We start from the raw sequence: 24,464 nt of genomic DNA, 5'->3' as shown, positions 1-24,464 counted from the left end.
ATGAAAAGGAGATAACAACATGGTGAACCGACTATTGAAAGCACCTGAAGGACTGCCGAGTGATGTTGAGCAAATAAAAGAAAGAAGCAACTATTTGCGCGGTACACTCGAAGAGGTGATGCAAGATCGCATTAGCGCCGGCATTCCGGATGATGATAATCGCCTGATGAAACATCATGGCAGCTATTTGCAGGATGACCGCGATCTGCGGAATGAACGCCAAAAGCAAAAGCTTGAGCCAGCCTATCAGTTCATGTTGCGAGTGCGCATGCCGGGCGGGGTCGCGTTGCCTTCACAATGGCTGGTCATGGATGATCTTGCCCACAAATATGGAAACGGTACCTTGAAATTGACGACAAGACAGACCTTTCAGATGCATGGCATATTGAAGTGGAACATGAAAAAAACGATTCAGGAGATTCATGCGTCCATGCTCGACACCATCGCCGCATGCGGTGATGTCAATCGGAACGTCATGTGCAATTCGATCCCCTTCCAATCTGAAATCCATTCCGAAGTATATGAATGGTCGAAACAATTGAGTGATTATTTATTGCCACGGACAAGGGCGTACCATGAAATATGGCTGGATGAAGAAAAAGTTGTTGGCACCCCTGAAGTGGAAGATATCGAACCGATGTACGGACCGCTTTATTTGCCAAGGAAATTTAAAATAGGCATTGCTGTTCCTCCATCGAATGATATAGATGTATACTCCCAGGATCTGGGCTTCATAGCAATTGTTGAAAACGGAAAACTCGTTGGATTCAATGTGGCGATCGGGGGCGGTATGGGAATGACCCACGGTGACAAATCGACATATCCCCAGCTAGCTAAAGTAATTGGCTTTTGTAAACCTGATCAGATCCTTGATGTGGCGGAAAAAGTCATTACGATTCAGCGTGATTACGGAAACCGTTCCGTAAGGAAAAATGCTCGTTTCAAATATACCGTTGACCGCCTTGGGCTTGAGACGGTAAAGAATGAACTGGAAAATCGCCTGGGATGGCAATTGGACAAGGCGAGGACTTATCATTTTGATAATAATGGCGATCGTTACGGCTGGGTGAAAGGCTTACGAGGTAAGTGGCATTTTACCTTGTTTGTCGAAGGTGGCCGCATCGCGGATCGGAATGAGTACAAACTGATGACAGGTTTACGTGAAATCGCTAAAATTCATACAGGTGACTTTCGGCTGACTTCCAACCAAAACCTGATCATTGCCAATGTATCAAGTCAAGAAAAGAAAAAAATCAATGGTTTGCTTGCCGCATATGGATTGACGGATGGGGCAAACCATTCAGCTCTCCGCCGAAGCGCGATAGCTTGTGTATCACTTCCGACATGCGGACTGGCAATGGCGGAAGCGGAGCGTTATTTGCCGGTTTTGCTTGATAAAGTGGAGTCCATCATTGATGAAAACGGATTGAGGGAAGAGGAAATCACGATACGCATGACCGGCTGCCCGAATGGCTGTGCCCGTCATGCACTTGGAGAAATCGGTTTTATCGGAAAAGCGCCTGGCAAGTACAATATGTATCTCGGTGCCGCATTCGATGGGAGCCGGCTAAGCAAGATGTACCGTGAAAATATCGGGGAAGCAGAAATTTTGAACGAGCTGCAGGTCCTGCTTTCACGATTTGCAAAAGAACGGACCGAAGGAGAGCATTTCGGTGACTTTGTCATCCGTGCCGGAATCGTTAAAGAAGTGACGGATGGTACGAATTTTCATGATTGATCCTTACAACAAAAACGAGACGGGAATGGCTTCCTGTCTCGTTTTTGCGCTTGTCTTCATTCCGAAACCCCGGTTTGGAGGATGTCAGCTTTCGATTCTATATGAATGTCCATATTCGGATAAATGCTTTTCCATCGCTCATACGTCATTTTTTTATTTTTGGCGTGGAATTTTTCCTTTAGGCCAATCGGATCGATGTTGCGTTCCTGAAAATCTTTAATAAGCCTGGTGGCCTGCTTCGTTAAGTCAGCTTCCATATCCTGTTCGATTTTTTTAATCATTTTTCGATTGGTAAGATTGTCACTTCTCATTGACTCTTTAATTTGCCCTTTTATTTTTAGTTTTATCGTCATCGATGGATGGCTCTCTGAGTCTGATATATGATAACTCGTGCCGCTCCTGATGCTTTCCACTACAATATCGCTCTTATTCTTATCATCTAATTTGAATTTGTATATTCCTCTTCGATGGGATTGAACTAAAGTTTTGAAGACGAACATATCTCTTGAATGCACTTTACTGACAATCTTATTTTCATGAAACAGGGCGACACCGGAAACAGACAAGTCATTTCCACGTTTTTTTATGATGGGGAGATAGGCATCACCGCCATTTTCCAAGGAATTCCCCAAGAAAAGGTGGAGATTGGTGTCCGGTCCGTTACCTGTTTCATTTTGCTGATTGATAAGGTTCGATAAAAAAATTCCGATATTCACATTTGAATTCGATGGTTTTGTATGGATGACATCCTTGACCTTGCCTTCGACGATGACGAGAAGTACCCTGTTACCGAGCTGGGGCTCACGGTAAAGATAATCCGTCAGTTCTGTCATCCCGATTTTATGAACGATTTTTTCACTGAATAAAACGATGCGAGTCTGTCCGAGCAGCACCGTTTTATCTGCTTTTTTTGAAACGGCAGCCTGCACATCACTTGTCGTTGTTGAAGTACCGGATAAGATTTGGTATTTACCCATTTTATCTTGTTGAAAGATAGGGATGACGAACATTCCTTCAACCTTATCATTCTTGATCATATCGTACCCGATGGCCTGGGCCATATTCACCTCGTCAACCACTCGTGGCTGGGCGCAGCTGCATAGAATGACAAAAGCCAAAATGACAGGAAGTAATTTTCTCATAAAGAATTCCTCTTTTTCTTAATATAGATGATGACCAAAAGAAGAGGCAGGTAGGAAACAAGGAAGATCACGCCGTAGGGATTGATGATCCGCGCCAATATATTAAGCGAATCAATATCAAAAAAGAAAATGTTGATCATCAGGATAATAAGCGACATCCCCCATAATGGATACTTTTGCTGGACATTGAATAATCGCTTGAACCCCCTGCTGGCAGCCCATAAGGAGATGGTCATATTAGGTATGATGACGATGGCCCACCAAGAAACATCTATATATTCAAAACGTTGAATAAAGGACAATTCAACGATGCTTGTCATGGAGAGGGTCGGCCATATGGTCATGACTAACTGCTTCTGCGAATAAAAAACGAGCGAAACCAGATAAATGAACAGGGTGGTCAACGTTGTCGACAATGCGCCTCCATGAGCGTATTTTTGAGAAGACTTGGCGTCCTTGATGAAAGGGTAGAACATCAGGATCAGTTCAAATCCAATCATGGTTAAGGAAACATTTCTCGTTCCTTTCCATATATCCAAAATCGAGTGATCGAAAATGGGCAGTAAATTGGTGAATTCAGAGTATTTCATGGCATAGAAGAGAAAGAATAAAAGCCCAAAGGTCATGGTGGCACTTAAAAAGGCTATGCCCGTAATCGTTCGGAAGCCTCCAGTATTTATATAGTAAATCAAGACCAGGAAGACCAACGAAAAAGACCAGGCAGGAACCTCTTCAAACATCCATACATGTATGACCTGAATATAGCTGATCATGACCGTCAAGCTGAGAATCAAAAAATAAAGGATGAAAAGCAGGCTGAAGAAGTTTCCCATCCATTTCCCGAATGCCTGATAATTGACAGTCAGGATATCTCCTGGCACAATGCTGAAAATCTTATAAATCACCCATATCAGCAAATGGACAATCAATCCCGCCAGTATTATCGATATCCAGCCATCCGTACCAGTGGATTTTGCTAAAACTCGTTGGAAGCTGAGCACACCAATTCCGGTTTGCATGGCATGCACTAAAAAAAATACATAAAAAGGCTGCACCTTGTCTTTTTCATTAACACCAGCTGGGTTCATATAGGTTCCTCATTACAATCATTCATTAAAATCATTTTTTTTGATGATTTTCTTTTTCGGCTTTGGTTGCCTCGCTGTATTTTCTGTTCGTAAATTGATGGGTCGCGATTTAAAAAGATTAAAGGGGAGCCGCACGAAGCTATCTTTCCAATCCTTTAAGTGGAACGGATAGATAGGCTCAAGGTACGGGTGCCCCATCGATGTCAGCTTAATAAGATGTGTCATTAAGAACACGGCCGAAATGGTAATTCCGAGCAGCCCCCAGATCTGGGCCCCGATCAAAAAGGGAAACCGCAGTAACCGGATGGCGTTGCCCATTTTATAAATGGGGGTGACAAACGATGCCAGAGCGGACAAGGCAACGATGATCAACAAGATATTACTCGTCAGCCCCGCTACAACAGCAGCCTGTCCGATTACGATACCGCCGACGATACCCAATGTCTGACCAACCTTTGTCGGAAGCCTGGCAGCGGCCTCCCGCAGTAACTCAATCGAGACCTCCAAGAATAACGCTTCAATCAAAGGCTGGAAGGGAATCAAATTTCTTGAAGTGACGATCGTTTCCAAAAGATCTTTAGGAATCAGTTCATAATGGTAAGTCAGGACCGCTACATATAGCGGCGTTGCGAATATCGAAAAAATGACCGCGAAAATCCTTAATAAACGAAATGCCGATGCAGGCACCCATGGCATGTTATAATCTTCCATCGTAATGAAGTACTCCAACAAAATGGTTGGGGCAATCAAGGCGGAAGATGACCGATCAACGATCATGGCCACTTTTCCTTCAGCCAAAGCACTGGCGATGCGGTCCGGCCTTTCCGTATATAGAAAAAGGGGGAATAATGTACTTGTATCATCATAAAGCATTTGCGCCAGATGGGAGCCATCCAAGATTTCATCAAAATCTATTTCATTGATGCGCTGGATGACGGTTTCGACATTTTCATTGTCAACGATGCCATCAATCGACAAGACAGCCACTTTTGTTTTAGATAAGCTGCCCACGGTCAATTCAGTCACCTGCAAGCTTGGTACGGGAAGCCTTTTCCTTACAAGATTCAAATTGATATCGATATCCTCGACAAAAGCTTCCTGGGGACTTATGATCCCAAATTCAAGTTCCGGTTTATCAACTTGCCGCCCATGTTGGGCAACCACATTTATTAACAAACACTCATCAAGGTTTGAATCTAGCCTAATCGCGATATGCCCTCTCATGATTCGCTCTTCTACCACAATCTTCGTACTGGTGATGAGCGTGTCCTCGATTGGAATACTATCTCTCAATTTCTCCAAACTGATTTGTTCCAAGGTTGGTATCACTGACAGTACACTTTTGTGAAGCTCCTGTGCATCAATTAATGAACGGTAATACGATACCCAATAACCTACCTCATTATATGAGCCTTGATGGTTTATAAAATCATAGGATGTAGAAAAGGAATTAAATAGTTCGCGTATTTCGGAAATTTTATTGATGCCGTCATCGTTATCCTTTTGTTGTGAGCTGCTTTGTCTGGATTTCCTGCGGTTAAACAATGTTCTCACCTCTTAACTCAAGCTTATGATGGTTAGCATTTGCAATTAAATGACAGATTAACCATTTTAGATTGTCGTTCAATCATTTTCACGAAAGAGAAAACGGGACTGGCAAGGAATAGGAAGCATCTAACCCGCCCCTCACGAAAGTCATTCTCCAGTCGAATAAAAAATTGTAAAAAGAGGAAACTAAAAAAAATATACTCACTTTACAAAGGAGTTCACAATGAAAAGTAAATCCTTGCATATAAAATTGGATCAAACCCAGGAAAAATTGAAATCCATATTGGATATGCAGGATGATGTGGTTTTTAAAGAATTGTACATTCCAGGTTATGATCGCTCCGGAATATTCGTATTTGTCAATGGGACGATGGATTATCCAGCCTTCAATGAAATTGTCCTTGATTTATCATCTGCCCAGATAGAAAAGAGCTATCCCGTTTCAGTCGAGCAATTGGTCATTTCCAAGATCTGTTCGGTAAAGGACGATGAAATTGAAACCTATGAAAAAGCCAAGGAGCATATTTTTGATGGGAAAACGCTCTTATTTATAGATGGAATAGCAAAGGGCTATGTCTTGAACCTCGAAAGAGAAAAAACACGCAATTTCACGGAACCTTCAACAGAGAGGGTTGTACGGGGCCCGAAGATGGGCTTTATCGAAAGCCTAAAGGAAAATATCGGATTGATCAGGCAATATTCAAGCCATCCCAATCTCGTTATCAAGCAACAAAAGGTAGGGACGTTGGAAAAACGTGAATTGGCGCTGATATATTATGAGGGAAAAGCAAGCGATAGATTAATAAAAGAAGTGAATAAACGGATAGATGGCGTGAAGGAAACGGACCTTCAGGATTCAGGGATGCTGGAGGAATTAATCGAAGATACATCGTTTACCCCATTCCCGCAGATCCAAAATACTGAACGCCCAGATAAAGTTTTATCGGCCTTACAAGAGGGGAGAGTGGTGATCATGATCGACGGTTCCCCGTTTGCGCTAATGGCACCAACGACGATTACGATGCTGCTGCAATCTCCCGATGATTATTATGAAAGATGGGTAGCGGGCACTTTCTTGCGGATTCTTCGGTATTTTTCGCTTTTTGTTACCGTTTTTCTATCTGGGATTTATATATCTTTGGTATCGTTCAACCCGGGATTGCTGCCGACAGAACTGGCGATGACCATCGCAGGAACAAGGGAGAATGTCCCATTCCCCCCTTTTGTCGAAGCCATCATCATGGAATTGACGATTGAACTGCTTCGAGAAGCGGGCATCCGTCTCCCCGCTCCGATCGGTCAGACAGTTGGATTGGTTGGAGGAGTCATCATCGGACAGGCAGCCGTGCAAGCGAATATCGTGAGTTCACTCATGGTCATCATCGTTGCAATCACGACAATCACTTCATTTACAGTCCCGCAATACAGCTTTGGGCTTGCGTTCAGGGCATTAAGATTCGGTGCGATGATTTTCTCTGCCGTCCTTGGTCTATATGGAACCACTTTATTCTTTATCCTCGTCATCAACCATTTGTCCAAATTGACAAGCTTTCAAGAACCTTATTTTCAACCGCTGGATTTCATTGGGAAAAAGACTTGGAAGGATGCTTTCATCAGATTACCGAAACGAAAAAAAGGGGGGCGACTCTCTTGAACCAATTGGATGGCAAAATCATTAGTTCAGAATTGGCAGCAATCATTTCATGCAGCATGCTGGGAATTGGGATGCTGACGCTTCCAAGGACAATAACGGAAAAAGTTCACTCGTCCGATGGATGGATCGTCTTGATCCTTAACGGACTGCTAATTGGGTTGTTCATTTGCGTACTTGTTGCCATGCTAAAAAAACATCAGGTTACTAATTATTATACATATATGGAAGAGGCATACGGAAGGCTGCTCTCCAAAGTTATCGGTTTGCTCGTCGTATTGTACTTTGTAGGTGTGGCCAGTTTCGAAGTGCTTGCCATGAGTGAGATGGTCCGATTTTATCTGTTGGAGGATACCCCGGAAGAGATCGTGATTCTTACCTTGATTCTAGCAAGTGTGCACCTCTTGACAGGAAAAATTAAAGCGATTGCCAAAGTGTGTGTCTTCTTTCTGCCGTTGACTATTGTCATCGTCTTGTTCATTTACTTACTAAGTATTAGGATTGTCGATTTAAAAAACATACAGCCTGTCCTTGGCAAAGGCTTCCTGCCCGTGATGAAAGGGATGGGCACCGGTACCTTGTCCTTTTTTGGAATTGAGCTTTTCATCTTCCTGTTTGGTTTAGTGAAAAATCAAAAAAAGGTAAGGAGCGGGGTTTTACTCGGTTTTTTCATTCCCGTAATCTTATATGTGATTACATATGTTCTGGTTGTGGCCGCCTTGACTGTACCGGAAGTGAAGGCCGTCACCTGGCCAACGATTTCATTTATACAATCGTTTGAGGTGAAGGGGATATTCATCGAGCGTTTGGAGCTATTTCTTTTGATCACCTGGATCCTCCAGTTTTTTTGTACACATGCAATTTACTCTTATTTTGCAGCAGAAGGCATGACGAAAATCTTCAACAATTCGTATACAACGAACCTGATCGTTCTCGTTCCCGTCATGTTCATCCTGGCGGAGATTCCGAAAAATACAATCCAGATTTTTAAAATGAGCGATATGCTGGGCTATGTTTTCCCCGTTATTTTGATTGGCTTGCCCATTGTAACATTCGTGATCGTTCAAGTGAAAAGGAGTAGAATAAGCCGATGAAAAGGTTATGGGTGCTCTTGCTTATACCATTGCTTTCAGGCTGCTGGGACAGTGAAAACATCGAGGATTTATCCCTTGTGGTGGGAGTGGGAATCGATTTAAGTAAGAACAAAAACGAAATTAAGTTAACTCAGCAAATTCTCGTACCTCCTGGCTACAGCTTGCAGGAAAATCAAGCTAAATTAAAATATAAAAATGTTACCGTCAGTGCGAAAACGCTTCATGAGGCAATACGGGATTCCTTGCTCCTAACCAATACAGTCTTGACAAATCATCAACGAATTTTGCTCATCAATGAAGAAGTATTAAGGGAAATCCGCATGGAAGCCATCATCAATCAGTCGATACGTGACAACAATACAAGAAGAAGCTGCTTTGTTTTTTTAACGAAAAGACCGACGAGGGAAATATTGGAGAGAGCGGACGACGGAGAGATTCCTTCTAATGTGATCTATGAATTGAAAGATAATGATAAGCGAACGAATAAGATCCTCCCCACTTTAACATTGGGACAGGCATCCTCCAGTTTACAATCAGATGGAAGCTTCGCCATCCAGGCTGTTGATATCAAAGGGGGAAAATTAATTTTGCAGGGAGCTGGGGTGATCAACGATTCAAAGTTGGTCGGGCTCATGAATAATAAGGATATCGAATCATTAAATTGGTTGAATGGATCAGTGAAGGGCGGAATAATCGAAACGGCCCATCATGGTAAACCTTTCAGCGTTGAAGTGGACAAGAGGAGAAGCCGGAAAATCACGACGGATTTGGACGGAGATCATTTGACGATCAATATTTCTGTAGCATACACAGCAAGACTTTCGGAAGATTGGTATGGCAAGGAAAATTCCTTCAAAGAAAGCTATTTAAAAGAAGCCGAGCGTGATGCGGAGGAGAAGGTGACACGAGACGTCGAAAAGGTTGTCTGGAAATTGCAGCATCAATATAAAACGGGGGTAGCGGGGTTGTTCCGTTATGTTGAAAATCAGCATCCAGAGTATTGGGAGAAAAATAAGAAGAACTGGGACAAAATTTTCAGTGATGCCGATATCAATTACCAAATCGACTTAGATATCATCGACTTTGGCTCAAAAGGTGGGATTAAGTGATTGTTCATAAATAAGCCTTCCTAAAAGGGAAGGTTCCAGATTGTAGATAAAAGGGGTTCGGAATGGGAAAATTCCGAACCCCTTTTTGAAATCCCCTTTTGATTTTCGGCTAAGGTCAAGTGATAGGGCTACTAAGAGCCCATGATAATAGTACATTTTTGGACCTTGCCATCTTGGCCATCGCTTTTAAGAGGCACCCATCGTTCTAAAGAAGTCATTTCAAGTCATGCATGGAAAGCATCCTCTTCACCTCAAATTTTAAAACAAAAAAGCCCTAAGGCAAAAGAGTTGTTTTAAAAAATAAAAGCCAATTTGATTGGAGCGTGTGTACGCAGCTGCTGCAGGAAAAGAGCGTCTACTTGAGCCCTAGCGACGCCTGCGGCATCCGCAATCTTCCAAATTCATAGGTTATATGTTCTTGGCAGGTTCGTAACTTCATGTGCAACCCGTATCCCCGATTGGATTCCTCCTTCGATCCAGGCTGGGAACGTTGAGGTATGCTCCCCTGCGAAGTGGACCCTGCCTTCAGGGGTGGGGATGTAGGGGAACAGGTCTGTTTCCTGACCAGGCTTAAACATGGAGAAAGCCCCATATGCATACTGGTTCATAGTCCAGCTATAGGAAGCGCCGGTTAAAAACTGATCGTATACTTGTTTTCCATGCACCTTTTCCAGATTCTTTAACGCATTTTGGATCCGGTCTTGTTCAGGAAGAATATCCCATAATGTTGCGTCATCTTCCCACGTATAACTGGCCAAGAGAAGGCCGGATTCACTTCGATTAAACATGCTGTTAGGGTAATAAGCAAACCTGATGGGAAGGTCGGTCGACAATTTACCGCCGAAGATCCCTTCCCGCTCCCAAAACCGCTGCCTGAATTGAAGGCCGATTTTTGTCGATGCAGCATAATGGAGTTCCCTGATAGCCTTCCACTTATTATGCGAAAAGGAATTCCGGGGCTCAATTTCGATAAAGGACAATAATTGAAGAGGAATCGTCACGATGGCAAGATCTCCGGTGACCGTTAAAGGCCTGTTGCTTTGAGTGTGTTTAGAATCAATGGTGACCTGATTATTTTGTTGGATTATTTTTGTCACCTGATAATTAAAATTCAGATTTTCCTTCAATTCCGGTAGAAATGCATAGGGGAGCCGATCGTTGCCGCCCTCGATTGCATAGAAATTGATATCCGGATTAAAGAGCGGCATTAACTCACGAAGGATGGCAGGAAAAGAAAGCTCGGGGAAGCCCTCCAAGCCTAAAAGAACCTTTATGCTTTCAATCGCCCCTGTGGAAAGGCTGATCCCTACTGGATTGTACTGCAAAAAGAAACTCATGGAGTATTTATCGAAGTCTCTAATGACGATGCTCCAATTATTTACAGGGTCTTGATTGATGAAGTCAGTTACCGGCTTAATCGCCATATTAAGCAATTCTTCAGCTGTTTTCCCTTTTTCACGTGGTGCTACCGGATATTTCAGTATATCTGGGTCTTGTTGGTATATGGCAGCCGTTGTCTTGATGCCATTCACATAAATGGGGTCATTTGGAGTCGAATTGGCAAAAGAGAGGGTTCGTAATTGGTATTTTTTAATATATTCAGCGACTAAATAGTGATAATTCGGGATGCGCATGGCACCAGCCTCAAGATAGGCATCATCTAGAAATGGCGCCCTCATAGTCAATATGCGCCCGCCGAGCCTTCCGCTTGCTTCCAATATTATTACTTCATGTCCTGCTTCCTTTAAAAGGGAAGCGGCAACTAATCCAGAAATGCCGGCTCCAATGATGATGATCTTTTTTGGAGTAAAGGAAGGTCCCAGTCCATTTTTGATGACAGCGAGCATCTGATCGGGTGAAAGCGGGTCATTGGAAAAGGCCAAAAAAAACTCTCCTCTCTGATTAAAGATTCCTAATCGGGGATTTACGCTATCATATTCTAAAAGGTTCACCATTTATGAAGATTATTGATTAATTGGTTCATTAATCAATAAAAATTAGCAAGGATTGCTTATCAAAACGAAAAGGTATTCAAGTAGTCAATAAAAAGGGTCCGTAAAGATATTGTATATATATCAACAGTAACCTCGCCAGAATATTCATTCGTAATTTTCTCAAAAAACCTTTCAGCTAAGCATCTTTATTAATGAATCCCATGAAAACTTAGTTTGTGGGATTTTATTAAATATTTTCCTTTCCTGCGGAGATACTACCAAGAGACAAAGGTTAGAAAGGAAGAAAGTATGGATCATTTACAAATGGCCCGTGCAATGTTCGGGACGAATATGGCAGTACATATCATATTTGCGACGATAGGTGTCGGGTTGCCGATGATGATGTTGGCCGCGGAATTGATGTATCAAAAAACTAAGGACCTACAGTACGTTGTCATGGCCAAACGCTGGACGAAAACATTGGGGGTGCTGCTTGGGGTCGGAATCCCCACAGGTACGATTGCTGGTGTGCAGCTATCCCTTTTATGGCCAGGATTCATGGAAGTGATTGGCCGAGTGATGGCGCTTCCGTTCCAAATCGAGATTTATGCATTCATGGTTGAGGCATTGTTCATGTCCATTTATGTGTATGCAGCTGAAAAAATCAAGCCATGGGCACGAATCGTGAGTTTGTTTTTTGTCGCATTCGGAGCACTGGCATCGGCTGTATTGATTTCAAATGTGCATGCATTTGAGGGGACGCCCGCCGGGTTCCGGTTTGAAAATGGGGAAATAGTCGATGTGGATCCTTGGGCGGCTTTTTTCAATCCAAGCTTCTTGGTGACAGCAGGGCATACTGCGCTTACGGCATATACAACAGGTGCTTTTGTCGTAGCGGCAGTTGCTGCGTATAAAATGTTGAAGAACAAATTCGGAACCACAGAATTTAATTTTCACCAAAAAGCGCTGAAGCTTAGCATCGTCTTGGGTTTGGTTTTTTCTTTTTTGACAGCTCTCAACGGACATGCGACCACACAGCATTTGTACCGCGAGCAGCCAGAGAAATTAGCAGCTGCCGAAGGCTTGTTCGAAACCACGGACCACGCTGGCCTTACCTTATTCGGTTATACCGATCGGGAAGCCCAGGAAGTGAAATATGGGATTGAATTTCCTTGGCTCTTAAGCTTTTTATCAGGCAATAGTTTCGATACGGTCGTAAGGGGCTTGAACGATTTTCCTGAGGAGTATTGGCCGCCTCTTTATGTCCATATTTTATTCAATGCGATGGTGCTCATTGGTTCAGGTTTAATCGCTTTATCTCTGTTTGCTTTGGTATGGAGTAAGTGGTTGAAAAAGGAAACCTATCCAAAGTGGATTCTCTGGTTATTTGTGGCGGCCGGTCCGTTTTCGGTGATTTCTATCGAATGTGGTTGGATTTATGCATGTACAGGCAGGCAGCCCTGGACGATATACAGGATGCTTACCACTGCGGACTCCGTTACAACCTATGAGAATCTTGGATTTTTATTCACGATGTTCATAATCGTATATATCGTGTTGTGCGTGTCAGTCGTGTTTACATTGCTGTACTATTTCAAACGAAATTCAATAAGTGATGATATATATAAAGCCGAACAAAAAGATGTGAGGCTCTTTGATTCCAATTCATGAAAGGAGGAAGGCAAATGAGCGATGCTCTTCTTGCAATTACGTTGGTTTGGGGCTTTATTTTTCTTTATGCCATCATGGCCTCGATGGATTTTGGTGCTGGTTTCTGGGCGATGACTTACATTAAAAAGGAAGAAACGAACGCTACGAAGATAGCGAACAGCTATTTATCGCCAACTTGGGAAGTGACCAATACATTTGTGGTCGGACTTGTCATTGCAATTTACAGCTTATTCCCAGGTGCGGTTTTCCCAATTGGAGTGGCCTTAATCGTTCCAGCAAGCCTGATATTGGTTTTGCTTTGTATCAGGAGTGCTTTCTTGGTTTTCTCCCATAGCGTAGACAAATATGAAAAAGTTCTGACGTATATTTCAGGGATTACGGGCTTGATCATCCCAGGCCTTTTGATCAGTGTCTTGCCTATCACACATCTAGGCTTTGTCGAAGGGGTGAAGGGGAATGAAGAGCTGAATTTAACGAAACTTTTCACGAGCCCCAATGAATATGCCTTCTTGTTGTTCGGGGTATTCAGTACACTTTTTTTATCTTCCTTACTCCTATCCGACTACTCAAAGCAAGCGGATGAAATGAAAGCTTACAAAATCTATCGCAGGGATGCGATGATAACCGGACCGCTAATGCTAGTCATGGCCTTGCTGGTAATGTTTACATTAAAAAACGAAGCGAACTGGATTTATGTAGAAATGATGAAAAAATCATCATTATTACTCGTTTCGTTAGTCTTTTTTGTCTTAGCGGGGGTAGCGCTTTATCTTCCCTATTTTTCTAAACGTGAGGTCAAAGGGATGCCGCGCCTCGCCGTCATTGCGATCATCATTCAATATTTGATCGGCAGCTATGTTTATGGCCTTGCCCATTTACCTTACATCATATATCCAAATGTCACGATCCATTCAGGCTTTACCGACCCTGCATCCTTCAGGGCGGTGTTTGCCACATACATCGTAGGCTTTGCGATATTGGTTCCAGGTTTCTACTATTTCTGGTCGATCTTCATGAAGGACCAGCGCCGTAAGTTCAAACGACGACAAATGACCAATTAGTCCATCCTTTGAAAAGAGAGGTTATCACGATGAAAAAGTTAGATTTGCTAAAATATGCGGTTTTAGTTCTTTCACTCTTTGTGAGCTATCAGGCGGTCGAAGCACATGATAAGAATTTTCAGGTTGATGGCACTTACATATCCACAAAAAGGGATGTAACAGGGGACCAGAAAATAGACATCATCCAGGTTCAAGGGCTGCCTTATAAATCGGGAAGCAAGTTCCTGAAGAGAATCGAGTTGATTGTCGAAAGCGATCGCCGTACGATCAGCGTTCCGTTAGAAGCTGGGTATGATCCTGAACTAAAGGTAGCGGACTTGAATAATGATGGACTGCAGGACATATTGGTCACGGTATTGATGGAAGGCAAGGATCGTTTGATAACAAGCCATGCCTATACATTCAAGGATGGAAAAGTACATGAACTGGACATGCCTCCATCGGTGCCTGTAACGGCACAATTTTTGGACGGATATAAGGCGAAAATCAGTATTGAAGGACAAAATCCTGTAGTGATGGATATCCGTTCAAGAAAAAAAGAATACGATGATTTGGGCATTTATCAGGACGGAAAGCTGAATGAACCGACAGAGCTTTTGGTGAATCCATACACGACGCTTGACATCAAATCAGTCTTTGGAAAAAGGAAGCGACTTATCGGAATCCAAAAAGTGAACGGGGCCGATGAACGTGATCCGTTATTGGAAATCCAGTCGGTATGGACGTACGAAAATGACTGGAAGCTTGTAAAAGCCAAGGTAAAAGAAATCAAGGCAAACAAGCAAACAAGGAGATAGAAAACATTTGAAATAGAATGAGGGAAGATGACAGCTCTTAATCTTGAGGGCTGTTTTTCAATTATATTTAAAAATTGACAATTTTTAAATATTTGGTAAAATCTAAATGAATCCAGTTTTATACATAACGGGTTATTGTCCACTGGATTAAATGTAAGCGGATACAAAGGTGGAGGTGCAGACCTACGGAGTTAAGGGAAAAAATAATAGAAACATCGTTGACTCTCTTCGAACAGCATGGCTACCATGGTGTCTCCGTTAACGAAATCGTTAAAGCATGCGGAACAAGCAAGGGTGGTTTTTATCACCATTTCTCTTCCAAAGATGAGCTTTTATTTGTCATTCATGATTATTTTATTTCATATGTATTAACAAATGCACAGGAAGCCATATCAGCAAGTACACATCCAGCCGAAAAAATGAAAAAGATCATTCAATCATTCGTAAAAGTGTTTGACCTGTATCAACCGCACATTTCAGTATTCTATCAAGAAAGCATTTACTTAAAACCGCCATATGTGGAAGCCATTATGAAAAAGCGAAAGATGTATAAAGAAATTATATTTTCCGTCATCGAGGAAGGAATTGAAAAAGGCGTGTTCCGCAGCGAATTGCCGGTAGAAATCACCGGTATGTCGATCCTGGGGATGGTTAACTGGTCCTACAAGTGGTACAAAAGGGACGGCGGAAAAACGATCGATGAAATCGGAGAGATATATATCGATTTAATCCTTCATGCATTATTGACGGATAAGTAAATGGAAAAGGAAAGCTCCCAGCCATCTTTACCCCATATCTCATAGCTTATGGAATAAAGCGGAAAAGTGATTTGCACAGACCAACTAGTCGGTCTTAAATAGGAAGGGGAAGTGACAAATGGATTTCTCACTTACGAAAGAACAGCAAATGATTAAGGAAATGGTTCGGGAATTTGCCGAAAAGGAAATCAAGCCAATTGCCATTGAATTGGACGCCAAGTCAATGTTCGCAGAGGATGTTTTCAAAAAAATGGGTAAACTCGGGTTACTTGGCATTCCTTTTCCTGAAGAATATGGCGGTTCGGGCGGCGATACGATTTCCTATGCCATCGCAGTTGAAGAAATCGGCAAGGCTTGCGGTGGAACCGGATTAAGCTATGCAGCTGCCGTTTCACTCGGAGCAAGTCCGCTTTATTATTTCGGTACCGAGGAACAGAAGCAAAAATATCTCGTTCCAATCACGACCGGCGAGACTCTGGCAGCCTTTGGATTGACAGAGCCGAATGCAGGCTCCGATGCAGGCGGTACGAGAACGACTGCCAAATTGGATGGTGATGAATATGTAATAAATGGTGAGAAAACGTGGATCACAAATGCTAGCTATTCAAGAACCATCACCGTTACTGCAGTATCGGGCAAGGATGCAAGGGGCAAGAACATCATCTCGGCATTCATCGTGCCAACCGATACGAAAGGGCTTACGATCAATAGCAATTATGAAAAAATGGGTGTTCGTGCTTCCAATACATGTGAAATCATCCTTGATAATGTCCGCGTTCCGAAGAAGAACTTATTGGGTGATCCAGAGAAAGGGTTCAAACAGTTTTTATTCACGCTGGATGGCGGGAGGATATCGATTGCAGCTTTGGCAGTTGGCATTGCCCAGGCAGCCTTCGATAAGGCTTTGGCTTTTTCGAAGGAGCGCATTCAATTTGGGAAATCGATTTCAAGTTTCCAAGCGATTCAATTCAAGCTTGCAGACATGGCCATGGAAATTGAATTGGCAAGGAATATGGTCCATAAGGCAGCTTGGTTAAAAGACATGAAAAAACCGTTTGCAAAGGAAGCGGCCTACGCCAAGCTGTTTGCAAGTGAAACCGCATTCAGGGCCAGTAATCAAGCGATTCAAATCCATGGCGGTTCAGGTTATATGAGGGAGTACGAAGTGGAACGTTATTTAAGGGATGCCAAGTTGTTGGAAATCGGTGAGGGCACATCTGAAATTCAAAGAATCGTGATCGCCAGGCAGTTAGGGTGCTGATATAAGTGACGCAGATGAACCATGATGGTTGGATTCATTTTGGGTGAAGGCAGATATTATCTATACAGCAAAGAGCGTTCATTCTTACCTTTATTCGATAGGAGGAATATGATGTCTGATTTGCTAGATGTTACGATCGGAAAACTGCTTGAAATGACCGCAGGGCGATATGGTGAGAATGAAGCTGTGGTGTACCATGAACTAGGCCTTCGCCATACGTACAGCGAATTTGAAAAAATTTGCAGGAAGGCGGCCAGGGGGTTTATGTCACTCGATATTCAAAAAGGGGAGCATATCGCCATCTGGGCGACCAACAAGCCGGAATGGCTCATTTCTCAATTTTCCACAGCGAAAATGGGCGGGGTATTGGTTACGGTCAATACGAATTACCGTACGAGTGAACTGGAGTATCTGCTAAAGCAATCTGATTCGACGACGATGATCCTGATGGAGCAGTACAAGGACCATTCGTATATGGATACGCTTTATGAAATTGTACCTGAATTGAAAACTGCAAAACCAGGAAAGTTGCAATCTAAGAAACTGCCAAAATTGAAAAACATCATCGTTCTAGGGGAAACACGGTACCCGGGCACATTTTCATGGGATGAAGTCATGGACGGAAGCCGCTCCATTTCGGAGGAGGCCCTCGACGGAAGGATGGGGGAATTGACTCCCGATGATGTTATCAATATGCAATACACATCAGGGACGACAGGATTTCCAAAAGGCGTGATGTTAACGCATTCAAACCTGGTCAACAATGGATTGAATGTTGCTGCATGCATGAAGCTTACAAAGGATGACAGGCTTTGCATCCCTGTCCCGCTGTTTCACTGTTTCGGCTGTTCCCTCGGCTCGATGGCTTCCGTTTCTGTTGGGGCGACGATGGTTCCCCTTGTGGAATTCAATCCCCGAACGGTCCTGCAGACGGTGGAGGCAGAAAAATGCACGGGGCTTCACGGCGTTCCGACCATGTTCATATCGGAACTTAATCTTGATGACTTCGACCAATACAATTTACGTTCTTTACGGACGGGTATCATGGCAGGCTCGACCTGTCCGATCGAGGTCATGAAAAGCGTGGTCAACAAGATGGGGATTTCCGAAATTACGATCACTTATGGGCAAACGGAATCGTCTCCTGGGATTACCATGACCAGAACGGATGACCCGATTGAACTTCGTGTTTCTTCAGTGGGAAGGGCCCTGCCGAAAGTGGAAGTGAAGATAGTCGATCCGGCCACAGGAGAAGAGGTCCAAACGGGTATGCAAGGAGAACTTTGTTCAAGGGGATATCATGTAATGAAGGGATATTATAACAACCCTGAAGCTACGGAGCTCGCAATAGACGGGGAAGGCTGGCTTCATACGGGAGACTTAGCGGTCATGGATGAAAATGGCTACTGCAAGATAACAGGCAGGCTGAAAGACATGATCATTCGCGGCGGTGAAAATATATATCCGCGTGAAATTGAGGAATTCCTCTATCAGCATCCTGCCATAGTCGATGTCCAGGTGCTTGGCGTCCCTGACCAAAAGTATGGGGAAGAAGTGGCGGCATGGATCATCTTGAAGCCGGGGGAAACTTTGACGGAGCAGGAAGTGGCAGATTATTGCAAAGGGAAAATATCGTTTCATAAAATTCCGCGGCACATACATTTCACGGATGCTTATCCAATGACCGCATCAGGAAAAATTCAAAAGTATAGGCTGCGTCAACAAACGCTTGATCTGCTAACGGGACGCACTAATTAAGGAGATGATATGATGATTGGAAAAATTCTTATCGCAAACAGAGGGGAAATTGCATCACGCATTATTCGTACATGCAAGAAAATGGGCATAAGCACGGTTGCGGTCCATTCGGAAGCTGATGCCGATGCACCATTTGTAGGCTTAGCGGATGAATCTCATTCATTGGGCGGCTCGAGAGTTCAGGAAAGCTATTTAAACGTCAAAAAGATTTTGGAAATCGCTAAAAATACCGGAGTGGAGGCGATTCATCCGGGATATGGATTTCTGAGTGAAAATGCAGATTTCGCGCGTTCATGTGAAGATGCTGGTTTGATATTCATTGGTCCGAAACCGGAAGTGATCCAGCAAATGGGTAATAAAGTCGAGGCTCGGAAAAAGATGGAGCAAGCGGGCCTTCCGTTGGTTCCGGGATTTTCCCGACCATTGATCGATGCCGCCGAAGCGTCAGCAGTTGCCGAAAGGATTGGTTATCCCGTCATGTTGAAGGCGGCAGCGGGTGGCGGAGGAATCGGCATGCAGGCCGTTTCCAATGAAGATGAGCTTTCGAAAGCATTTGAAGGAAATCAAAAACGTGCCCAATTGTTTTTTGGCAATGGAGATATGTTCATTGAAAAATTAATCGAAAGGCCACGTCATATCGAAATTCAAGTTTTGGCGGATACCTTTGGCAATGCCGTTTACTTATGGGAAAGGGAATGTTCCGTTCAAAGGCGCCACCAAAAGGTCGTGGAGGAGGCACCTTCATCTTTCCTAGACGAAGAGACAAGGAACAAAATGGGGTTGGCTGCCGTTAAGGCGGTAAAGTCGATCGGCTATAGCAATGCAGGCACTCTTGAATTTTTGGTTGATGGAGATAAAAATTTCTATTTTCTAGAAATGAATACGCGCCTTCAGGTTGAGCATCCTGTCACTGAAGAAATTACCGGATTGGATTTGGTTGAACAGCAAATTAACATTGCATCCGGCAAAAAACTGGATTTCACGCAAGCTGACATTAAAAAGCATGGACATTCCATTGAAGTGCGCATATATGCCGAAGATCCGAAAACGTTTTATCCGGCACCCGGGACCATTACAAGCCTGAACCTTCCTGAAGGCGATGGAATCCGTCATGAAATGGCGGTTCACGGTACCTCCGTCGTGTCGCATTTTTATGACCCGATGATTGCCAAATTGGTCGTGAGCGGTGATTCGAGGGATAAAGCCATCGAGAGGTTAAGAGAAGCATTGGATACTTATAAAATAGAAGGCATTAAATCGAACCTTCCGCTGCTTTTGCAAATCATCTCTCATGACGCTTTTGCCAAAGGAGATACGACTACCGATTTCATAGATAAATATATTAAAAAACTAACAGTATAAAACGTGACATAAAAACATATATGATCAGGAGGAATGAAGGATGGCAGAATTAAAAGCGAGCATGGCAGGAAGCGTATGGAAAATAGTAGCGAATGAGGGGCAAAGTGTAACGGACGGGGAGGATATCGTCATTTTGGAATCAATGAAAATGGAAATCCCGATTGCGGCAGAGGGAGCGGGCACCATTAAAGAACTTAAAGTGAATGAGGGGGATTTCGTTAATGAGGGTGACGTATTGGCCGTCATCGAATAAAGGAGGAATAAAATGAATTGGCCTGAAAAAGTGACGATTAAGGAAGTCGGTCCGCGGGACGGTCTGCAAAATGAACATGTCATCATACCGACGCAAAACAAAATTGATTGGATCGATCAGCTCTCTGAGACAGGTCTTTCTTATATAGAAGTGACATCCTTTGTACACCCGAAGTGGATTCCCCAATTGAGCGATGCCGTCCAGGTGGCAAAGGGTATAAAGCGCAATCCTGATATCACCTATGCAGCACTCGTCCCGAATGAAAGGGGGCTTGAGGCGGCACTTGAGGGGGATATTGATGAAATTTCAGTTTTCATGTCATCAAGTGAAACCCATAATCTTAAAAACATCAATAAATCGATTTTCGATACCCTTCCAATATTGAAGAAGGTCATCGATGGAGCAGCAAATAGCGGAAAAACGGTCAGAGGCTATGTGTCAACCGTATTCGGCTGTCCATATGAAGGGGAGGTATCGATGGATCAAGTCTTCCGGGTGTGTGACCAATTGTTTGACTACGGAATCAGTGAAGTGTCACTGGGGGATACGATTGGGGTTGCCTCGCCAAGACAGGTTGCCTCGTTCCTCGAAAGTGCCGTGAAAAGATATGATCTCAGCCGAATTGCGCTTCATTTCCATGATACAAGGGGCATGGCATTGGCCAATGTCCTCCAAGCACTGGAGTATGGAGTCGACACCTTCGATTCTGCACTCGGTGGTTTGGGCGGCTGTCCATATGCACCAGGTGCGAGCGGCAATGTCGCTACGGATGACCTGGTTCATATGCTACATAAAATGGGGATCCAAACAGGAATAAATCAAGAAAAACTAATCAAGGCTGCCTTGATGATGCAAAGCTGTTTGGAGAAACCTTTGCCTAGCCATCAGATGGCTGTATATAACGCGCAATAAGACGATAGGAGGGTAACGGATGACTTCGTTGATTGACATAAGCCGTGATGATAAGGGTATCGCCATCGTCACATTAAATCGGCCTGATGCTGCCAATGCATTATCGACGGAATTGCTTCATAATCTGCTTGAGGGGCTGAATGAATTGAAATCGGCAGCCGATTTACGAACCGTCATAGTAACGGGATCCGGTGAAAAGGCATTTTGTGCAGGTGCGGATTTAAAGGAACGGGCCGGGATGAATGAAGATGAAGTCAAGGAGACGGTGAAGCTGATTGGCGATACGATCACAGCCTTGGAGAACCTGCCGGTCCCGGTCCTTGCAGCCATTAACGGCTCGGCCTTTGGCGGAGGATTGGAGCTTGCGCTGGCTTGTGACATACGCCTTGCCTCGGAAACGGCAAAGATGGGACTGACGGAAACGTCATTAGGTATCATTCCTGGGGGAGGCGGTACTCAGCGCCTGCCCCGAATAGTCGGAATGGCGACGGCAAAAGAGCTTATATATACGGCAAGGCGTCTTGATGCAAAAAAGGCTCATGAACTGAAAATCATCAGTCATCTATATCCTGCCCAACAATTAATGGATGAAGCGAAAAAGCTGGCAGCCGAAATTGCCCGCAATGCTCCATTAGCGCTCAGGGCGGCAAAAGCGGCGTTGAATCAAGGGGTGGATACAACCCTCGAAAACGGACTGCAGATTGAAAAAGACTGCTATCAGACAACTCTAAAAAGCCGTGACCGACTGGAGGGCCTGGCAGCATTCAAGGAAAAACGCAAACCGGTATTTACGGGGCAATGAGCTCGAATGAAGGAGGAAAATCGATGGTGACGACTGATAGATTAACGGAAACGGTAGAAACGATCAAAAAAGGCGGTTTAGAAAAATATCACCAAAAAAATGCTGAAAAAGGAAAGCTTTTCGTACGTGAACGTCTGGAGCTCTTATTTGATGAAGGGGTTGAAATAGAGGATGCCTTCTTTGCCAATTGTGCCAATGATGGCCTTCCAGCGGATGGGGTCGTTACAGGAATCGGAAAAATAAATGGTCAGAGGGTTTGTGTTATGGCCAATGATTCGACCGTTAAAGCCGGTTCTTGGGGAGCAAGGACAGTAGAGAAAATCATCCGCATCCAAGAAACCGCAGAAAAACTGCAGCTGCCGCTACTATACTTGGTCGACTCTGCAGGGGCAAGGATTACCGATCAAGTGGAAATGTTTCCGGGACGCCGCGGTGCAGGACGCATTTTTTATAACCAAGTGAAGTTATCCGGAAAAATCCCGCAAATCTGTCTATTGTTCGGCCCTTCAGCAGCAGGAGGGGCATATATCCCAGCTTTTTGTGATATAGTCGTGATGGTCGAGGGGAATGCTTCAATGTATTTAGGTTCACCGAGAATGGCGGAAATGGTCATTGGCGAAAAGGTGACCGAAGAGGAGATGGGCGGGGCTAAAATGCATTGCTCCGTTTCAGGATGCGGAGATGTGCTGGTGAAATCGGAAGAAGAGTCGATCGCGTTTGCCCGTAAATACTTAAGCTATTTTCCAGGAAATTATCAGGAAAAGCCTGCACCTGTGAAGCCTGAACTTCCAGAGCAATTTGACAAGACGTTGGAGGAATTGATTCCGAAAAATCAGAACGCCCCCTTCAATATGTATGATTTGATCGACCGGGTCATAGACAAGGAGTCGTTTTGTGAAATCAAGAAGCTTTTCGCCCCCGAATTAATTACCGGGCTGGCCAGGCTGAATGGGCAGTCCATTGGGATCATTGCCAATCAGCCGCGTGTCAAAGGCGGGGTATTGTTTCATGATTCAGCAGACAAGGCAGCGAAATTCATCAATTTATGTGATGCCTTCCATATACCGTTATTGTTCCTTGTGGATATTCCTGGATTCATGATCGGGACGAAGGTCGAGCAGGCAGGCATCATTCGCCATGGTGCGAAAATGATTTCGGCCATGAGTGAAGCCACGGTGCCTAAGATTTCTGTTATTGTCCGTAAGGCTTATGGCGCCGGGCTATATGCGATGGCCGGCCCCGCTTTTGAACCGGATTGCGTTCTTGCCCTGCCAACGGCGCTGATCGCCGTCATGGGGGCGGAAGCTGCAGTCAATGCCGTTTATGCCAATAAAATCAATGCAATGGAAGCGGAAGAAAGGCCTGCCTTCATCGCCCAGAAGCGAACTGAATACAATGAAGACATTGATATTTATCGTTTAGCATCCGAGATGATCGTAGATGGCATCATCCAGCCCAATGACCTGAGAGCTGAGTTGAGTGTCAGGTTTGAGGCGTATGGAAGCAAACAATTGACATTTACGGAGCGCAAGCACGGAGTCTATCCCGTCTAGATAGGCATGGAAAAAGTCCGGTCATCATCATGATCGGGCTTTTTTTGTGGGTTAAAGCCAAAATGAAAGATTTTTCGAACAATAAGGAAATTTCTTTTCGTTTGAAGTTGCTAAATGATCGCTGAAGGAGTACTATAATTAGTAATTAATGATTTACTAATTACTTAGTCCCATACTTAGTGAAAGAAAGTGAGAGTTGCCATGGTCCAGCATGAAAAAAAGAAGTATATTACTCCGGACGGATACACCGCGGATATTGCGATCTTTACGATTACGACCAAGAAAACGGCGGAAAAGGCACCACCTGAAATGTTTTTGAAGCTATTATTGATCAAACGTGCCACAAATGACAAAGAAGGAAATCCGAATATTGAGGGAGATAAATGGGCGTTGCCCGGCGGCTTTGTGAATGCCAAGGAGACGGCCTATGAAGCCGCCAAACGAGAATTGAAGGAAGAAACGGGTGTAGCGGGATTCCATGTCGAACATTTCGGTGTTTATGACCGGCCAGGACGCGATCCGAGAGGGTGGATCATTTCCAACGCCTTTTATGCCATCGTGCAGGAAGAGTTTCTCCATCATAGAAAAGCGAGTGACGATGCGGCGGAGGTTGAATTGTTCACGGTGCAGGAAGCTTTGCAATTGGAGCTTGCATTCGACCATGAGTCGATCATCCATGATGCGATGAACTTATTGAAAAAGGAAATGGTGCAAACGACGATAGCACAAAAGTTCCTGCCAGAAGAATTTACTCTATCTGAACTGCAGCGGGTCCTGCTGACAGCAAGAGATGATGCGAAGATTAGCGCGGATTCGCTTTTTTATGCCAAGGCGCCTAAACTTCCGTTTTTGGAGAAAGTTTTGGATGAAAAAGGCATGCAGAAGAAAACAAAACGCAATTCATATCGGCCATCACAGCTTTACCGATTTAATGCAGAGGTTGTCACCGACTCCATTTATTATTAAAGGGGG

The 24,464-nt window shown here is 44.0% G+C and carries 20 protein-coding genes; 16 read left to right on the top strand and 4 right to left on the bottom strand.

Annotated elements, in window-relative coordinates; translation table 11 throughout:
• Positions 1-19 precede the first annotated feature (19 nt).
• Positions 20-1,738, top strand: coding sequence for an assimilatory sulfite reductase (NADPH) hemoprotein subunit (gene cysI / locus CVN76_RS17470; protein ID WP_100532319.1), 1,719 nt, complete (start codon positions 20-22; stop codon positions 1,736-1,738).
• Positions 1,739-1,794: 56 nt separating this feature from the next.
• On the opposite strand, the gene CVN76_RS17465 is transcribed toward cysI, so the two are convergent.
• The 3 genes from CVN76_RS17465 to CVN76_RS17455 are packed head-to-tail and all read right to left on the bottom strand — an operon-like array spanning position 1,795 to position 5,453.
• On the bottom strand, positions 1,795-2,880 hold the full coding sequence (locus CVN76_RS17465; protein WP_100532318.1) for a Ger(x)C family spore germination protein: 1,086 nt from the start codon (positions 2,878-2,880) through the stop codon (positions 1,795-1,797).
• Complete coding sequence (locus CVN76_RS17460; protein ID WP_100532317.1) at positions 2,877-3,968, bottom strand: GerAB/ArcD/ProY family transporter; 1,092 nt, start codon at positions 3,966-3,968, stop codon at positions 2,877-2,879. The genes CVN76_RS17465 and CVN76_RS17460 overlap by 4 nt, the downstream gene beginning before the upstream one ends.
• 18 nt (positions 3,969-3,986) lie before the next feature.
• Positions 3,987-5,453 (bottom strand): spore germination protein, encoded by a 1,467-nt coding sequence (locus CVN76_RS17455; protein WP_100532617.1) that lies wholly within the window; start codon positions 5,451-5,453, stop codon positions 3,987-3,989.
• 286 nt (positions 5,454-5,739) lie between these two features.
• On the opposite strand from CVN76_RS17455, the gene CVN76_RS17450 reads away from it, so the two are divergent.
• The 3 genes from CVN76_RS17450 to CVN76_RS17440 are packed head-to-tail and all read left to right on the top strand — an operon-like array spanning position 5,740 to position 9,370.
• Complete coding sequence (locus CVN76_RS17450; protein ID WP_100532316.1) at positions 5,740-7,170, top strand: spore germination protein; 1,431 nt, start codon at positions 5,740-5,742, stop codon at positions 7,168-7,170.
• A complete protein-coding gene (locus tag CVN76_RS17445; RefSeq protein ID WP_100532315.1) occupies positions 7,167-8,261 on the top strand; it encodes a GerAB/ArcD/ProY family transporter in 1,095 nt (364 codons plus the stop codon). The genes CVN76_RS17450 and CVN76_RS17445 overlap by 4 nt, the downstream gene beginning before the upstream one ends.
• Positions 8,258-9,370 (top strand): Ger(x)C family spore germination protein, encoded by a 1,113-nt coding sequence (locus CVN76_RS17440; RefSeq protein ID WP_100532314.1) that lies wholly within the window; start codon positions 8,258-8,260, stop codon positions 9,368-9,370. Before CVN76_RS17445 ends, CVN76_RS17440 begins: the two co-directional genes overlap by 4 nt.
• Before the next feature lie 401 nt (positions 9,371-9,771).
• On the opposite strand, the gene CVN76_RS17435 is transcribed toward CVN76_RS17440, so the two are convergent.
• Complete coding sequence (locus CVN76_RS17435) at positions 9,772-11,217, bottom strand: flavin monoamine oxidase family protein (protein WP_198512597.1); 1,446 nt, start codon at positions 11,215-11,217, stop codon at positions 9,772-9,774.
• 396 nt (positions 11,218-11,613) lie between these two features.
• Between CVN76_RS17435 and CVN76_RS17430 the strand changes: the two genes are divergently transcribed.
• The 12 genes from CVN76_RS17430 (at position 11,614) to CVN76_RS17375 (ending at position 24,458) form a co-directional block, all read left to right on the top strand.
• Positions 11,614-12,975 carry a cytochrome ubiquinol oxidase subunit I gene (locus CVN76_RS17430; protein WP_100532312.1) on the top strand — a complete coding sequence of 454 codons (1,362 nt, stop codon included), beginning with the start codon at positions 11,614-11,616 and terminating at the stop codon, positions 12,973-12,975.
• A gap of 14 nt (positions 12,976-12,989) precedes the next feature.
• Positions 12,990-14,036 (top strand): cytochrome d ubiquinol oxidase subunit II, encoded by a 1,047-nt coding sequence (locus tag CVN76_RS17425; protein WP_100532311.1) that lies wholly within the window; start codon positions 12,990-12,992, stop codon positions 14,034-14,036.
• Between the two features lie 29 nt (positions 14,037-14,065).
• Positions 14,066-14,833 (top strand): hypothetical protein, encoded by a 768-nt coding sequence (locus CVN76_RS17420; protein WP_100532310.1) that lies wholly within the window; start codon positions 14,066-14,068, stop codon positions 14,831-14,833.
• Between the two features lie 161 nt (positions 14,834-14,994).
• Positions 14,995-15,591, top strand: coding sequence for a TetR/AcrR family transcriptional regulator (locus CVN76_RS17415; RefSeq protein ID WP_100532309.1), 597 nt, complete (start codon positions 14,995-14,997; stop codon positions 15,589-15,591).
• Positions 15,592-15,709: 118 nt separating this feature from the next.
• Positions 15,710-16,852: an acyl-CoA dehydrogenase family protein gene (locus CVN76_RS17410; RefSeq protein WP_061141459.1), complete on the top strand. Its 1,143-nt coding sequence runs from the start codon at positions 15,710-15,712 to the stop codon at positions 16,850-16,852.
• A gap of 111 nt (positions 16,853-16,963) precedes the next feature.
• Positions 16,964-18,610: an AMP-binding protein gene (locus CVN76_RS17405; RefSeq protein ID WP_232732308.1), complete on the top strand. Its 1,647-nt coding sequence runs from the start codon at positions 16,964-16,966 to the stop codon at positions 18,608-18,610.
• A 12-nt stretch (positions 18,611-18,622) separates the two neighbouring features.
• Positions 18,623-19,972, top strand: a complete 1,350-nt coding sequence (locus CVN76_RS17400) for an acetyl-CoA carboxylase biotin carboxylase subunit (RefSeq protein ID WP_100532308.1) — start codon at positions 18,623-18,625, stop codon at positions 19,970-19,972.
• Positions 19,973-20,012: 40 nt separating this feature from the next.
• Entirely contained in the window at positions 20,013-20,225 is a 213-nt protein-coding gene (locus CVN76_RS17395; RefSeq protein ID WP_061141457.1) for an acetyl-CoA carboxylase biotin carboxyl carrier protein subunit, read from the top strand.
• Between the two features lie 12 nt (positions 20,226-20,237).
• Positions 20,238-21,137, top strand: a complete 900-nt coding sequence (locus CVN76_RS17390; protein WP_100532307.1) for a hydroxymethylglutaryl-CoA lyase — start codon at positions 20,238-20,240, stop codon at positions 21,135-21,137.
• Between the two features lie 19 nt (positions 21,138-21,156).
• A complete protein-coding gene (locus CVN76_RS17385) occupies positions 21,157-21,939 on the top strand; it encodes an enoyl-CoA hydratase (protein ID WP_100532306.1) in 783 nt (260 codons plus the stop codon).
• A 23-nt stretch (positions 21,940-21,962) separates the two neighbouring features.
• Entirely contained in the window at positions 21,963-23,492 is a 1,530-nt protein-coding gene (locus CVN76_RS17380) for an acyl-CoA carboxylase subunit beta (protein WP_198512592.1), read from the top strand.
• Positions 23,493-23,693: 201 nt separating this feature from the next.
• A complete protein-coding gene (locus CVN76_RS17375) occupies positions 23,694-24,458 on the top strand; it encodes an NUDIX domain-containing protein (RefSeq protein ID WP_100532304.1) in 765 nt (254 codons plus the stop codon).
• Positions 24,459-24,464: the final 6 nt, after the last annotated feature.

Source organism: Bacillus sp. mrc49, assembly GCF_002803435.1.
The sequence above is the reverse complement of the archived record's forward strand: the minus strand, read 5'-3'. Positions and strand labels throughout refer to the sequence as shown.

Coding starts and splice junctions, on each gene's coding strand:
- CVN76_RS17400 (WP_100532308.1), top strand. CDS start 18,623: ATGATTGGAAAAATTCTTATCGCAAACAGAGGGGAAATTGCATCACGC.
- CVN76_RS17385 (WP_100532306.1), top strand. CDS start 21,157: ATGACTTCGTTGATTGACATAAGCCGTGATGATAAGGGTATCGCCATC.
- CVN76_RS17450 (WP_100532316.1), top strand. CDS start 5,740: ATGAAAAGTAAATCCTTGCATATAAAATTGGATCAAACCCAGGAAAAA.
- CVN76_RS17465 (WP_100532318.1), bottom strand. CDS start 2,880: ATGAGAAAATTACTTCCTGTCATTTTGGCTTTTGTCATTCTATGCAGC.
- CVN76_RS17435 (WP_198512597.1), bottom strand. CDS start 11,217: ATGCTCGCTGTCATCAAAAATGGACTGGGACCTTCCTTTACTCCAAAA.
- CVN76_RS17380 (WP_198512592.1), top strand. CDS start 21,963: ATGGTGACGACTGATAGATTAACGGAAACGGTAGAAACGATCAAAAAA.
- CVN76_RS17425 (WP_100532311.1), top strand. CDS start 12,990: ATGAGCGATGCTCTTCTTGCAATTACGTTGGTTTGGGGCTTTATTTTT.
- CVN76_RS17405 (WP_232732308.1), top strand. CDS start 16,964: ATGTCTGATTTGCTAGATGTTACGATCGGAAAACTGCTTGAAATGACC.
- CVN76_RS17440 (WP_100532314.1), top strand. CDS start 8,258: ATGAAAAGGTTATGGGTGCTCTTGCTTATACCATTGCTTTCAGGCTGC.
- CVN76_RS17390 (WP_100532307.1), top strand. CDS start 20,238: ATGAATTGGCCTGAAAAAGTGACGATTAAGGAAGTCGGTCCGCGGGAC.
- CVN76_RS17460 (WP_100532317.1), bottom strand. CDS start 3,968: ATGAACCCAGCTGGTGTTAATGAAAAAGACAAGGTGCAGCCTTTTTAT.
- cysI (WP_100532319.1), top strand. CDS start 20: ATGGTGAACCGACTATTGAAAGCACCTGAAGGACTGCCGAGTGATGTT.
- CVN76_RS17430 (WP_100532312.1), top strand. CDS start 11,614: ATGGATCATTTACAAATGGCCCGTGCAATGTTCGGGACGAATATGGCA.
- CVN76_RS17375 (WP_100532304.1), top strand. CDS start 23,694: ATGGTCCAGCATGAAAAAAAGAAGTATATTACTCCGGACGGATACACC.
- CVN76_RS17420 (WP_100532310.1), top strand. CDS start 14,066: ATGAAAAAGTTAGATTTGCTAAAATATGCGGTTTTAGTTCTTTCACTC.
- CVN76_RS17410 (WP_061141459.1), top strand. CDS start 15,710: ATGGATTTCTCACTTACGAAAGAACAGCAAATGATTAAGGAAATGGTT.
- CVN76_RS17395 (WP_061141457.1), top strand. CDS start 20,013: ATGGCAGAATTAAAAGCGAGCATGGCAGGAAGCGTATGGAAAATAGTA.